Source organism: Streptomyces lydicus (assembly GCF_000717345.1).
Classification (GTDB): Bacteria; Actinomycetota; Actinomycetes; order Streptomycetales; family Streptomycetaceae; genus Streptomyces; species Streptomyces lydicus.
This window is the reverse complement of record NZ_JNZA01000036.1, coordinates 22,532-35,449: the sequence shown is the minus strand read 5'-3', so window position 1 is coordinate 35,449 and position 12,918 is coordinate 22,532. Positions and strand designations below refer to the sequence as shown.

The 12,918-nt window shown below is 71.2% G+C and carries 13 protein-coding genes; 6 read left to right on the top strand and 7 right to left on the bottom strand.

The features are described 5' to 3' along the window. Nucleotides 1-8: 8 nt before the first annotated feature. Both OO62_RS28445 and OO62_RS28440 read right to left on the bottom strand, forming a co-directional pair. Nucleotides 9-1,523, bottom strand: a complete 1,515-nt coding sequence (locus OO62_RS28445) for a S8 family serine peptidase (RefSeq protein ID WP_033270496.1) — start codon at nucleotides 1,521-1,523, stop codon at nucleotides 9-11. 186 nt (nucleotides 1,524-1,709) lie between these two features. After that, entirely contained in the window at nucleotides 1,710-1,901 is a 192-nt protein-coding gene (locus OO62_RS28440) for a hypothetical protein (RefSeq protein WP_033270495.1), read from the bottom strand. A gap of 185 nt (nucleotides 1,902-2,086) precedes the next feature. On the opposite strand from OO62_RS28440, the gene OO62_RS28435 reads away from it, so the two are divergent. The 3 genes from OO62_RS28435 to moaA all read left to right on the top strand — a co-directional run bounded on the left by OO62_RS28435 (nucleotide 2,087) and on the right by moaA (nucleotide 5,246). Continuing rightward, entirely contained in the window at nucleotides 2,087-2,452 is a 366-nt protein-coding gene (locus tag OO62_RS28435; RefSeq protein ID WP_033270494.1) for a DUF485 domain-containing protein, read from the top strand. Continuing rightward, entirely contained in the window at nucleotides 2,449-4,086 is a 1,638-nt protein-coding gene (locus OO62_RS28430; RefSeq protein WP_033270493.1) for a solute symporter family protein, read from the top strand. Before OO62_RS28435 ends, OO62_RS28430 begins: the two co-directional genes overlap by 4 nt. A gap of 170 nt (nucleotides 4,087-4,256) precedes the next feature. Then, on the top strand, nucleotides 4,257-5,246 hold the full coding sequence (moaA, locus tag OO62_RS28425; RefSeq protein ID WP_033270492.1) for a GTP 3',8-cyclase MoaA: 990 nt from the start codon (nucleotides 4,257-4,259) through the stop codon (nucleotides 5,244-5,246). Between the two features lie 11 nt (nucleotides 5,247-5,257). Here the strand turns inward: moaA and OO62_RS28420 are convergent, their stop codons facing one another. Continuing rightward, on the bottom strand, nucleotides 5,258-5,512 hold the full coding sequence (locus tag OO62_RS28420; protein ID WP_033270491.1) for a hypothetical protein: 255 nt from the start codon (nucleotides 5,510-5,512) through the stop codon (nucleotides 5,258-5,260). A gap of 220 nt (nucleotides 5,513-5,732) precedes the next feature. Then, nucleotides 5,733-6,110 carry a DUF3099 domain-containing protein gene (locus OO62_RS28415; RefSeq protein WP_033270490.1) on the bottom strand — a complete coding sequence of 126 codons (378 nt, stop codon included), beginning with the start codon at nucleotides 6,108-6,110 and terminating at the stop codon, nucleotides 5,733-5,735. A gap of 222 nt (nucleotides 6,111-6,332) precedes the next feature. Between OO62_RS28415 and OO62_RS28410 the strand changes: the two genes are divergently transcribed. Beyond that, complete coding sequence (locus tag OO62_RS28410; protein ID WP_033270489.1) at nucleotides 6,333-6,611, top strand: GlsB/YeaQ/YmgE family stress response membrane protein; 279 nt, start codon at nucleotides 6,333-6,335, stop codon at nucleotides 6,609-6,611. Nucleotides 6,612-6,677: 66 nt separating this feature from the next. Here OO62_RS28410 and tyrS read toward each other — a convergent pair whose 3' ends face one another. From tyrS to OO62_RS28395, 3 genes are all read right to left on the bottom strand, one after another. Next, nucleotides 6,678-8,081, bottom strand: coding sequence for a tyrosine--tRNA ligase (gene tyrS, locus OO62_RS28405; RefSeq protein ID WP_033270488.1), 1,404 nt, complete (start codon nucleotides 8,079-8,081; stop codon nucleotides 6,678-6,680). A 152-nt stretch (nucleotides 8,082-8,233) separates the two neighbouring features. After that, nucleotides 8,234-9,691 carry a metallopeptidase TldD-related protein gene (locus tag OO62_RS28400; RefSeq protein WP_033270487.1) on the bottom strand — a complete coding sequence of 486 codons (1,458 nt, stop codon included), beginning with the start codon at nucleotides 9,689-9,691 and terminating at the stop codon, nucleotides 8,234-8,236. After that, nucleotides 9,688-11,220, bottom strand: coding sequence for a TldD/PmbA family protein (locus tag OO62_RS28395; RefSeq protein WP_033270486.1), 1,533 nt, complete (start codon nucleotides 11,218-11,220; stop codon nucleotides 9,688-9,690). The genes OO62_RS28400 and OO62_RS28395 overlap by 4 nt, the downstream gene beginning before the upstream one ends. Before the next feature lie 215 nt (nucleotides 11,221-11,435). On the opposite strand from OO62_RS28395, the gene fabG reads away from it, so the two are divergent. Together fabG and fabI are read left to right on the top strand one after the other, a co-directional pair. Continuing rightward, on the top strand, nucleotides 11,436-12,140 hold the full coding sequence (gene fabG, locus OO62_RS28390; protein WP_033270485.1) for a 3-oxoacyl-[acyl-carrier-protein] reductase: 705 nt from the start codon (nucleotides 11,436-11,438) through the stop codon (nucleotides 12,138-12,140). Between the two features lie 5 nt (nucleotides 12,141-12,145). Then, a complete protein-coding gene (fabI, locus tag OO62_RS28385) occupies nucleotides 12,146-12,916 on the top strand; it encodes an enoyl-ACP reductase FabI (RefSeq protein WP_033270484.1) in 771 nt (256 codons plus the stop codon). Nucleotides 12,917-12,918 lie beyond the last annotated feature (2 nt).

Here is a 12,918-nt window from a genome sequence, read left to right as displayed (position 1 = left end):
CCCGGGAGTTACTTCTTCACGGCGTCGAGCGCATCGACGATGCCGTAGCCGAAGTGGCTGTTCACGTGCTTGGTGCCGGTGCAGGTGGTGTCACCCGCGGGGCAGCCGGGGTTGTCCGCCTGCTCCTTGAGGAGCCACTGGATCTCCTGCGGGCCGGACTTGGGGTGGGCGCTCTTCAGCAGCGCCGCCACGCCCGCGACGTGCGGGGTCGCCATGGAGGTACCGGCCAGGTAGGCCCAGTCGCCGCCCGGCATGGTGGAGAGGATGTTGCCGTTCTTGGCGGGCAGTTCGGGCACCTGCTTGGAGTCGCCACCCGGGGCGGCCACGTCGATCTGGCCCAGCCCGTAGTTCGAGTAGGACGACTTGAGCTTGTTGACGCCGGTCGCCGCGACGGTCACCGTGCCCGGCAGCTGGGTGGGAACGTCCCAGCAGGTCTTCGGGTTGACGGTGCGTTCGACCGGGGTGGAGTCGTTCGGGCTGCCGGAGTCGGTGAGCTTGGTGGCGGCCAGATCGAGGTTGGAGTTGCCCGCGGCGGCGATGTTGATCGCGCCCTTGCGCTGGGCGTAGCTCGCGGCCCGGCCGACCGCGTCAATGATGGCCGCCTGGTCGGCGTCATCCTTGCAGTTGAACATCCACGGGTCGACGTAGTAGCTGTTGTTGGTGACCTCGACGCCGTGGTCGGCCGCGAAGACGAACGCGCAGACCACGCTCTCCGCGTAGAAGAGGCTCGTCTCCGGCTCGCTGACCTTGATGGCGGAGATCTTCACGCCCGGGGCGACGCCCGCCACGCCCACGCCGTTGCGGGCCGCGGCGATCGTGCCCGCGACGTGGGTGCCGTGGTAGTCCTCGTCCGGGTTCCAGGGGCGCCAAGCACCCTTGGAGGTGTCGGCCACGCCGCCCACGCAGCTGGCGGACTGCTTCGCGGAGAAGTTGGGCTTCAGGTCCGGGTGGGTGTCGTCCACGCCGGTGTCGATGATGGCGACGGTGACGTTCCGGCTGCCGGGGTTCACCTTCGCGGCCTTGTCGGCCTTGATGGCGGGCAGGTCCCACTGCAGCGGTTCCAGCGGCTCCTGGCCGTTCGCCTTCGCCGCGCTGCCGGCCGCCTTGAGCTGGGACTTCGACAGGTCGACCTTCTGCGGCTTGCCGACGTCGGTGGTGCCGGTGGGCTTCAGCGGCGCGGTGCGCGTCGCGCCCGCCGTCTGCACACCCGGCACCGCCCGTATGGTGGCGGCGAACTGCGGGTTGGCCGAGTGGACGACGATCACGCCTATCTGCTCATGGGCGACGATCACCTTCCCGCCGGCCTTGGCTATCGCCTTCTCGACCTTGCCGACCGCGGCATGGCCCGGCGCGGTGTTCACGACGTACGAGAGCAGCGGGCCGTCGGCCGGGGCGGCGGCGGCCGGGGCGGAGTCCGCAGAGGCGGCGGTGGCCGCGTTCGGAAGGAAGCCGAGGGACGCCGTCAGGGCCAGTCCGAGCGGGACGGCCAGCGCCCGCATGCGTCTGGATCGGGGATGCGCCATGGGTACTCCACATCATCCGTGAGACCGCCCGTGCGCGGGTTTGCGCACGGGCGGATGCAGTGCGAAGTGAAGTTATCGGCGATCACTGACAGACAGCAACGGACTCGGAGAAACCCGTCAGAGATGGCACATTGACGCCGCGTCGGAAAACGGGCCCGCGCGAGGCGCTGCGCAGGCGCCGGGCGGTCAGTCCTGCCGGCGCAGCGCGCCGATGCTCAGCGGCGGCAGGGCGATCCGCCGGCCGTACCAGCGGCGCGCATCGGCGCCGGGCCGGGGCGGCGCGGGGGCGACGGCGAGCGGGGCGGGCAGCCGGACGCTGCCGTACGGGCGCCGACGGGGACCGGGTGGGGAGGCGTCCTGCTGGGGCGGCGGATTCACAACCGGCTCAACGAAGCGCCCCCCGCGCGGTGGCGGCCGGGCTGCGCATTCCCTCGTTTCCTCAGGATTTCAACCATCCCACCCCTGTCGCATCGTGGGGAGCGGCCCTACGATGCGTGATCCACGTCACTTATCCGGGCCTTATCCTCGGCCCCAGCACCAGACCCCTCGCGTCAGGAGACTCCGTGAGTGCCGCACCCACCATCGATCCGGGGACGCATGAGCCGCCCGACTACCTCCAGGTGCAGTCCAGCGCTGAATTCGATGAACTCCGCCGTGCGCACCGCTCGTTCGCCTTCCCGCTGACCCTCGGCTTCATCCTCTGGTACCTCGTGTACGTGCTGCTGTCGAGCTACGCGGGCGGCTTCATGGCCACCAAGGTCGCCGGCCGGGTGAACGTGGCCTTCGTGCTCGGCCTCGGCCAGTTCGTGACGACCTTCCTCATCGCCTGGTGGTACTCCCGGCATGCCGCCGCCCGGCTCGACCCCAAGGCCGAGGCCATCAAGTCCCGCCTGGAGGCCGACAAGCCCCGCCTGGAGGCCGACGCATGATGCCCCCTCAGCAGTCGTACGCGCTCCAGCTCGCGGCCGGCGGCGCGGGCGAACACCGCGCCCTGATCATCACCCTCTTCGCGGTCTTCGTCGCCGCCACCCTCGGCATCACCGTCTGGGCCGGCCGGCAGACCAAGGGTGCCGAGGACTTCTACGCCGGCGGCCGGCAGTTCAGCGGCTTCCAGAACGGCCTGGCCATCTCCGGCGACTACATGTCCGCCGCGTCCTTCCTGGGCATCGCCGGCGCCATCGCCCTCTTCGGCTACGACGGCTTCCTCTACTCCATCGGCTTCCTCGTCGCCTGGCTCGTCGCGCTGCTGCTGGTCGCCGAACCGCTGCGCAACTCCGGCCGGTTCACCATGGGCGACGTCCTCGCCTACCGGATGCGCCAGCGCCCGGTCCGCACCGCCGCGGGCACCTCCACCATCGTCGTCTCGATCTTCTACCTGCTCGCCCAGATGGCGGGCGCCGGCGCGCTGGTCACCCTGCTGCTGGGCATCACCAGCGAGGCCGGGAAGATCCTGGTCGTCGTCCTCGTCGGCATCGTGATGATCCTCTACGTCACCATCGGCGGCATGAAGGGCACCACCTGGGTGCAGATGGTCAAGGCGGTGCTGCTGATCGCCGGCACCCTGCTGATCACCTTCCTGGTGGCGCTGAAGTTCCACTTCAACCTCTCCGGCCTGCTCGGCGCCGCCGCGGAGAACAGCGGCAAGGGCGCGGCCTTCCTCCAGCCCGGACTCAAGTACGGCGCCACCGCCACCTCGAAGATCGACTTCATCTCGCTGGGCCTCGCGCTCGTCCTGGGCACCGCCGGCCTGCCGCACATCCTCATCCGCTTCTACACCGTCCCCACCGCCAAGGCCGCCCGTACGTCGGTGAACTGGGCGATCGGCATCATCGGCGTCTTCTACCTGATGACCATCGCGCTCGGCTTCGGCGCCGCCGCGCTCCTGAAGCCGGAGGCGATCACCGCCGCCAACAAGGCGGGCAACACCGCGGCCCCGCAGCTCGCCGAGGTGATCGGCGGCGGCGCCGGCTCCACCGGGGGAGCGGTGCTGCTGGCCGTCATCTCCGCGGTCGCCTTCGCGACGATCCTGGCGGTGGTCGCCGGCCTCACCCTCGCCTCGTCCTCGTCGTTCGCCCACGACATCTACGTCAACGTCCTGCGCAAGGGGCAGGCCACCGAGAAGGAGGAGGTCGGCGCGGCCCGCTGGGCCACCGTCGGCATCGGCGCGGTCGCCATCGTGCTGGGCGTCTTCGCCCGCGGCCTGAACGTCGCGGGCCTGGTCGCCCTCGCCTTCGCGGTCGCCGCCTCCGCCAACCTCCCGACGCTCCTCTACAGCCTCTTCTGGAAGCGGTTCACCACCCGGGGCGCCCTGTGGTCCATCTACGGAGGACTGGCCTCGTCGGTCCTGCTGGTGCTCTTCTCGCCGGTCGTCTCCGGCAAGGAGACCTCCATGTTCCCCGGCGCCGACTTCGACTTCTTCCCGCTGGAGAACCCCGGCCTGATCTCCATCCCGCTGGGCTTCCTGCTCGGCTGGCTGGGCTCCCTGCTGTCCAAGGAGGAGCCGGACGCCAAGAAGTACGCCGAACTGGAGGTCCGCTCGCTGACCGGGACCGGAGCCCACTGAGCCGTCCCTACAGCACCCGGGCGGGGTGGCGTCGTAGAGATCTACGAGGCCACCCCGCCCACCTCGTGCTTCTCATCTCTGCTCACCGGCACACCTATCGCGTAGGCTCGAAGACGTACTGATCCACCACGGACGACGTACCGGGCCATCACTCCCGGGGAGGGGGCCTCGTGCTCATTGACACCTATGGTCGCGTGGCCACAGACCTGCGCGTCTCGCTGACCGACCGGTGCAATCTGCGCTGCACGTACTGCATGCCGGAAGAGGGCCTGCAGTGGCTGGCCAAGCCCGATCTGCTCACCGACGACGAGATCGTCCGGCTGATCGGCATCGCCGTGCGCGACCTGGGCATCGAGGAGGTCCGCTTCACCGGCGGCGAGCCGCTGCTCCGCCCCGGCCTGCCCGGCATCGTCGAGCGGGTCGCCGCGCTCACCCCGCGCCCCCAGATGTCCCTGACCACCAACGGCATAGGGCTGCAGCGCACGGCGGCCGCGCTGCGCGACGCCGGACTCGACCGCGTCAACGTCTCCCTCGACACCCTGCGGCCCGAAGTCTTCCAGGCCATGACCCGCCGCAAGCGTCACGACGACGTGCTCCACGGCCTGGAGGCGGCCCGCGCCGCCGGCCTGACCCCGGTCAAGGTCAACACGGTCCTGATGCCCGGCCTCAACGACGACGAGGCCCCCGACCTGCTGGCCTGGGCGATCGCCCACGACTACGAACTGCGCTTCATCGAGCAGATGCCGCTGGACGCCCAGCACGGCTGGAAGCGCGACGGCATGATCACCGCCGGTGACATCCTCACCTCGCTGCGCACCCGCTTCACGCTCACCCCCGAGAGCCGGGACGCACGCGGCTCCGCGCCCGCGGAGCGCTGGATCGTCGACGGCGGCCCGCACCGCGTCGGCGTGATCGCCTCGGTCACCCGCCCGTTCTGCCGCGCCTGCGACCGCACCCGGCTGACCGCCGACGGCCAGGTCCGTACGTGCCTGTTCGCCACCGAGGAGACGGATCTGCGCACGGCCCTGCGCTCCGGGGCGCCCGACGAGGAGATCGCGCGCCTGTGGAAGGTCGCGATGTGGGGCAAGAAGGCGGGCTCCGGCCTGGACGACCCGTCCTTCCTCCAGCCCGAGCGGCCGATGTCCGCGATCGGCGGCTGACCGGCCCGCCGTCAGTGCCCGGAGGCCGACGCCTCCCAGTCCTCCAGCGTCACGACGTCCTTGAGGAAGCCGCGCATGCCGAGGAACTGCGACAGGTGCTCCCGGTGCTCCTCGCAGGCGAGCCAGGTCTTCCGGCGGTCCGGCGTGTGCAGCTTGGGGTTGTTCCAGGCCAGCACCCAGACGGCGGCGGCGCGGCAGCCCTTGGCGGAGCAGATGACGGCACTGTCGGCACCGGCGGGAAAGCCGGGAAGATCAGGGGAGTTCACGGCCTCAACCCTACGTCCTGCGGCCCCGGCACCCCGGCCGGCCACCACCCGCGGACATGGCGACGCCGGGCAGCCACGGGGGGAGCCGCCCGGCGTCGGTCCGTCGCTCCGACGGGGGATGCGGAGCGCGTACGCAGTATGTCACGGGGGATGGTGCGCGGTGCACCGGAACTCCATGATTGATCTGAGCTTTTCTTGAGCTTTGCAGACCGAACGGTGATCAGCGGGCGGCGTCCCGCGGCGCCGTGCCCTCCGCCGCCGGCCGGTCCGGAACGGGCTCCGCCGCGCCGCCGGTCGTCCCCGGCGTGAGCATCGGCCTGGTCGGCCCCGCGATGAAGGTCCGCGGCAGCGAAGGGGCGTTCTCCCGGCCCGCGTTGGCGATCACCACCGCGATGTAGGGCAGCGCCATGCCCAGTACCAGCGTCGCGATGGCAACCGGCCGCTCGATGTTCCACAGCACGACGGTCAGCAGGACGGCGACCGTGCGCACCCCCATCGAGATCACGTACCGGCGCTGCCGTCCGCGCACGTCCTCGGAGAGACCCTGGCGCGCCCCGGTGATCCGGAAGGTCTGGCCGCCGCTCTGCTTCCGCGTCACGTTCCACCACCTGCTCAGTCGTGCCGGATTCTCCCCGGTTTCCGGTCGGTTTCCACGGTACGCCGCACCTGCGCCGCCTTCGAGACCGGGTCCTGCCCCGCCGCGCCCGGGTCCGCCCGGACAACTGGCGTACCGCCCCCTCCGGCGTGCGCCGTAGGCGATGCGGGGCGACACTGGCGGGGCGCGACCTCACGTGCACCGTGCCACCGGAGGAGGCAACACATGTCGTGGTTGTGGGCCATCGTCGTGGGCCTGGTGCTGGGCCTCATCGCCAAGGCCATCATCCCGGGCAAGCAGCAGATCCCGCTCTGGCTGACGGTGATCTTCGGCATGCTCGGCAGCGTCCTCGGCAACTGGGCGGCCACCGGGCTCGGCGTGAACGAGACCAATGGAATCGACTGGATCCGGCACCTGCTGCAACTGGCCGGCGCGGTCATCGTGGTCGCCATCGGGGACCGGCTGTGGGTCTCCATGCGCGGCCGCAGGAAGCAAACCATCTAGGCAGTTCCGACACACGAGGGCGGCCGGTGCGCGCGCAAGCGCCCCGGCCGCCCTCGTGCTGCTTCGTCAGCGGCCCCGCAGCACGGCCAGCTTCCGCCCGGCCTTGAGGTACGCGACGCCCGCGGTGTCCGCGAGCTTGTCGGCCAGCACCTCACCCAGCGGACGGATCGCGTCGGCCTCCGCGAGCACCACCGTCTGCTGGCCCTCGTCGCCCTCCACGACCAGCCGCAGCGCGTTCTGCTTGGCCAGCCGGCGCGCCGCCGAGGCGCTCGGGGTGAACTCCAGCACCCGGGTCAGCACCGTCGCCACCGTCTCCGCGCCGTGCTCGCCGACCTCGACGGCCGGCAGCGACTCCACGTCGGAGAACGACTTCTTCGAGAACTGCGCGACGAAACCGGCCCGCGCCGCCTGCGCCGCCTCCAGGCCGTACAGCGCGGCCACGACCTCACCGGCGAGGATCTTCTTGAGGTCCATCGGGTGCAGCGAACGGTCCGCGATCCGGCCCAGGACGAGCGCGATCTCCTCGTCGGTCCACTCCGTCCACGCCTTCAGGTACGGCTCCATCAGCCGGTCCGGCACCGACATGATCTTGCCGAAGACATCGTCGGCGGGCGCGCCCAGGCCAACGTAATTGCCCTTGGACTTGGACATCTTGGCGCCGGTGCCGTCCGTGCCCTCGATCAGCGGCATGGTCACCACCAGCTGCGGCCGCTGCCCGCGCAGCTCCATCAGCTTGCGGCCCATCTGGAGGTTGAGCAGCTGGTCGGAGCCGCCCAGCTCCACGTCGCACTCCAGCGCCACCGAGTCCAGGCCCTGCGCGACGGGGTACAGCAGCTCCGTCATCGTCAGGCCGGAGCCGGCCGCCAGCCGGTTGCGGAAGTCCTCGCGCTGCAGCAGCTGCGAGGCCGGCACCTGGGCGAGCAGCGAGAGCAGCTCGGGGAAGGTGTACGGCGCCAGCCACTCGCTGTTCTGCCGGAAGCTGACCTTCTCGAAGTCGAAGAACGGGCGGACCTGTTCCCGGTACGTGGCGAGGTTGTGTGCGATGTCCTCGTCGGTCAGCGGCGGGCGCTCGGCGGTACGGCCCGACGGGTCGCCGATCTTGGCGGTGAAGTCGCCGATGATCAGCGTGACGTCGTGGCCCAGCCGCTGGAACCGGCTCAGCACGATCAGCGGCACCGCGTGCCCCAGGTGCACATCGGTCGCCGTCGGGTCGATGCCCAGCTTGATGTGCAGGCCCTTGCCCGCCGTCCGGCGCTCCTCGATCCGCTCGGCCAGCTTCTCCACGCCCGGCAGCACCTCGACCGTACGGGCCGCGATCAGCTCGGCCTGCTCCTTGGCGGGCAGGTCCGTCAGGTCGAGATAGCGCCGCGCACCGGTCTCCTTGAGCAGCTCCTCGACGGTGGCGTCGGAGGAGAGGTCGGCGGAGAGCAGCGTGCTGGCGCGGGCGACGGATTCGCCGAGGCGTGTCATGGCGTTCCTGATCGATCGGTTTTTCCCGTGAGGGAGGACAGGGTGTCCCAGAAGGGACGGAGAAGAAGTCTATGGCCAACGGGCCGGGGCCCACGCGCGGGTTTCCGAGCGCGGGCCCCGGCGCGGCGGCCGCGGGCCCCGGCCCGCCCCGCTCACACCCCCCGGCTGACCGAGCTCATGTTGAAGTCCGGGATCCGCAGCGCCGGCATCGCGGCCCGGGTGAAGTAGTCGCTCCACTCGCGCGGCAGGGTCCGCTCCGTACGGCCCGCCTCGGCCGCCCGGGACAGCAGGTCCACCGGCGACTCGTTGAACCGGAAGTTGTTGACCTCGCCGGTCACCTCGCCGTTCTCGACCAGATAGACGCCGTCCCGGGTCAGCCCGGTCAGCAGCAGCGTCGCCGGGTCGACCTCGCGGATGTACCACAGGCAGGTCAGCAGCAGCGCGGGCCCGTCGTGCCCGGTGTCCGCCACCATCTCCTCCAGCGAGCGGGAACCGCCGCCCTCCAGAAGGAGGTTGTCGATTCCGGGCGCCACCGGCAGGCCGGTCAGCCCGGCGGTGTGCCGGGTGGTCAGCAGCCGGTTGAGCACGCCCTCGCGCACCCAGTCGGTGGCCGTCAGCGGCAGCCCGTTGTCGAAGACCGACGCGTCGTCCCCGGAGGAGTGCGCCAGCACGAACGGCGCGCACTCCAGACCGGGCGCCCGCGGGTCGCTGCGCAGCGTCAGCGGCAGTGCGCTCAGCCGCTCGCCCAGCCGGGTGCCGGCGCCGGGGCGGCCGGCGGCGTCGCCGTCACCGTCGGCCGGCCGGGAGAAGACCGTACGGCCCTCGGCGGCGTCCCGGGCGCCGGACGACCACAGCTGGTAGATCAGCAGATCGGCGACGGCGGTGGGCGGCAGCAGCGTCTCGTAGCGCCCTGCCGGCAGCTCGACCCGCCGCTCGGCCCAGCCCAGCCGCCGGCCCAGCTCGGCGTCCAGCTCCCGCGGGTCGACGTCGGTGAAGTCGCGGGTGGCGCGGCCCGTCCAGGCCGAGCGGGGGACGGTGCCGTCGGTGCCCGGCGCCTTGGCGTTCAGCTCCAGGGTCCCGGTGGGCTGGTCGTGCCGCAGCCGCAGCCCGGCCGAGGTGCCCAGGTACGACGAGACGACACCGTGGTGGGCGAAGCCGTACAGCTCGCGGCCGCCGGAGCGGGCGGCGCGGAAGGACTCGCCGAGGGCCGGGGCGAAGGCCGCGAAGACGTCGGAGGAGGTCTCGGCGGGCGCGTCGGTGAAGTCGGCGGACGCCTTCTCGCCGCCGACCAGCGGCTGGGCGTCCTCGGCGGGCCCCGCGTCCCGGGCGGCCGCCTCCGCGGCCCGTACCAGCGGCTCCAGATCGTCCTTGGTCACCGCCGAGCGGGACACCACGCCGGAGGCGGTGCCCTCCGCGCCGTTCACGGTCGCCACGACCGTCAGGGTCCGGCCGCGGGTGACGCCGTTGGTGGTGAGGGCGTTGCCCGCCCAGCGCAGGTTGACGCCGGAGTGCTCGTCGGCGATGACCGCGCAGCCGTCGGCGCGGGACAGCTCCAGGGCCCGCTCGACGATCTCGTGCGGTGCGGTGCTGCGGGAATTGCGCGGGCTCATCGACCGGCCTCCTGAGTCGTGTTCAAGATGTTCACGCCCTCGAACAGGGCCGAGGGGCAGCCGTGCGAGACGGCCGCGACCTGCCCCGGCTGGGCCTTGCCGCAGTTGAAGGCGCCGCCCAGCACATAGGTGTCCGGACCGCCGACCGCGCTCATCGAGCCCCAGAAGTCGGTGGTGCTCGCCTGGTAGGCGACATCGCGCAGCTGCCCGGCCAGCCGCCCGTTCTCGATCCGGAAGAACCGCTGGCCGGTGAACTGGAAGTTGTACCGCTGCATGTCGATCGACCACGAGCGGTCGCCGACGACGTAGATGCCCCGCTCCACGCCCGCGATCAGCTCCTCGGTGGACGGCCCCTCCGGGGCCGGCTGCAGCGAGACGTTGGCCATCCGCTGGACCGGCACATGGGCCGGCGAGTCCGCGTACGCGCAGCCGTTGGAGCGGGCGAAGCCGGTCAACTTCGCGATCCTGCGGTCGAGTTGGTAGCCGACCAGGGTGCCGTCCTTGATCAGGTCCCAGGACTGCGCGGCCACCCCCTCGTCGTCGTAGCCGATCGTGGCGAGGCCGTGCTCGGCGGTCCGGTCGCCGGTCACGTTCATGAGCGCCGAGCCGTACGCCAGCTTGCCGAGCTGGTCGAAGGTGGCGAACGAGGTCCCCGCGTACGCCGCCTCGTAGCCCAGCGCCCGGTCCAGCTCGGTGGCGTGCCCGATCGACTCGTGGATCGTCAGCCACAGGTTGGAGGGATCCACCACCAGGTCGTACGCGCCGGGCTCGACGCCGGGGGCGTGCATCTTCTCGGCGAGGTACTCGGGCAGGCGGGCCAGCTCGCCGGCCCAGTCCCAGTGGTCCCCGGTCAGGTACTCCCAGCCGCGCCCGGCCGGCGGGGCGAGGGTGCGCATCGAGTCGAAGTCGCCGCTGGTCGGGTCCACCGCGACCGCGGTCAGCTGCGGATGCAGCCGGACGCGCTGCTGGGTGGTGCTGGTGCCCGCGGTGTCCGCGTAGAACTTGTTCTCCTGGACGGTCAGCAGCGAGGCGTCCGCATGGGCCACCCCGTCGGCGTCCAGCAGCCGCGCGCTCCACTCGGCCAGCAGCGCGGTCTTGTCGGCGTCCGGTACGTCGAACGGGTTGATCTCGTACGCGGAGACCCAGGTGCGGTCGGGGTGGGCGGGCTCGTCGGCCAGCTCGATGCGCTCGTCGGCGCCGGCCGCCCGGATGACCTTCGCCGACAGCTTCGCCATCGCCACCGCCTGCGCGGCCACCCGCGCCGCGGCGTCCATGGTCAGGTCCACGCCGGACGCGAAGCCCCAGGCGCCGTCGTGCACCACCCGCACCGCGTAGCCGAGGTCGGTGGTGTCCGAGGTCCCGGCCGTCCGTGCGTCCCGCAGCCGCCAGGAGGCGCTGCGGTTCCGTTCCAGGCGGAAGTCCGCGTGCGTGGCGCCCAGCGCGCGGGCCCGGGCCAGCGCGGCGTCGGCCAGCGCGTGCAGCGGCAACGCCAGGAACGTTTCATCAAGGGCATGGGGTGCAGCAGGCAAGGCGTCCTCCCGTGGTCGGCGCCTGCATCATGCCCTGCGGTGCGGCCGCGGCCCAGACCGCGACCGGTGTGCGGCACGGCGCGTCGGCGGCGGTTCTGTGGAGACCCGACAGTGACCGGGGCGCGCCCCTGTCCGTGCTCGATTCCACTTCAGGGGCCCGTGACCGATAGTTTCGTATCGAACGCAGGACGGACAGAAACGGAAAGGGTGATCTCTTGAGCCGCTCGGTTCTGGTCACCGGAGGTAACCGCGGCATTGGCCTCGCCATTGCCCGTGCCTTCGCCGAGTCAGGCGACAAGGTCGCCATCACCTACCGCTCGGGCGAGCCCCCAGCGGGATTTTTGGCCGTGAAGTGCGACATCACGGACAGCGAGCAGGTCGAGCAGGCGTACAAGGAGATCGAGGAGAAGCAGGGTCCGGTCGAGGTGCTGGTGGCGAACGCCGGCGTCACCCGTGACCAGCTGCTGATGCGGATGTCCGAGGAGGACTTCACCTCGGTCCTGGAGACCAACCTCACCGGCACGTTCCGGGTGGTCAAGCGGGCCAACCGGGCGATGCTGCGGGCGCGCAAGGGCCGCATCGTGCTGATCTCGTCCGTGGTGGGCCTGATGGGCGCCGCGGGCCAGGCGAACTACGCCGCCTCCAAGGCGGGCCTGGTGGGCTTCGCCCGCTCCCTCGCACGCGAGCTGGGCAGCCGCAACATCACCGTCAACGTCGTCGCGCCCGGCTTCGTCGACACCGACATGACCCGGGTGCTCAGCGACGAGCAGCGGGACAGCATCGTCAAGCAGGTGCCGCTCGCGCGGTATGCGCAGCCCGAGGAGATCGCCTCCTCGGTCCGCTTCCTGGCCTCCGACGAGGCCGCGTACATCACCGGAGCCGTCATTCCCGTCGACGGCGGATTGGGCATGGGTCACTGATCACCATGAGTGGAATCCTTGCAGGCAAGCGCATCCTCGTCACGGGTGTCCTGACCGAGTCCTCGATCGCCTTCCAGGCGGCCAAGGTCGCCCAGAACGAGGGCGCCGAGGTCATCCTCACCGGCTTCGGCCGGCTCTCCCTCGTCGAGCGGATCGCCAAGCGGCTCCCCAAGGAAGCCCCGGTCATCGAGCTGGACGTCACCAACCAGGAGCACCTGGACGGGCTGGCGGACAAGATCCGTGAGCACCAGGGCGAGGGCGCCCGCATCGACGGCATCGTGCACTCCATCGCCTTCGGCCCGCAGGGCGCCTTCAACTTCCTGGAGGCGAGCTGGGAGGACGTCGGCACCGCGGTGCAGGTCTCGGCGTACTCCTACAAGTCGCTGACGATGGCCTGCCTGCCGCTCATGGAGCACGGCGGCGCGGTCGTCGGCCTCACCTTCGACGCGCAGATCGCCTGGCCGAAGTACGACTGGATGGGCGTGGCCAAGGCGGCGCTGGAGAGCACCAACCGCTACCTGGCGCGCGACCTGGGCCCCCAGGGCATCCGCTGCAACCTGGTCTCGGCCGGCCCGATCAAGTCGATGGCCGCCAAGTCCATCCCCGGCTTCGAGGAGCTGGCGGACGTGTGGAACCACCGCGCCCCGATCGGCTGGGACCTGGCCGACCCGGAGCCGGCCGGCCGCGGCGTCGTCGGCATGCTGTCCGACTTCTTCCCGCGGACGACCGGCGAGATCGTGCACGTCGACGGCGGTGTGCACATGATGGGCGCCTGACG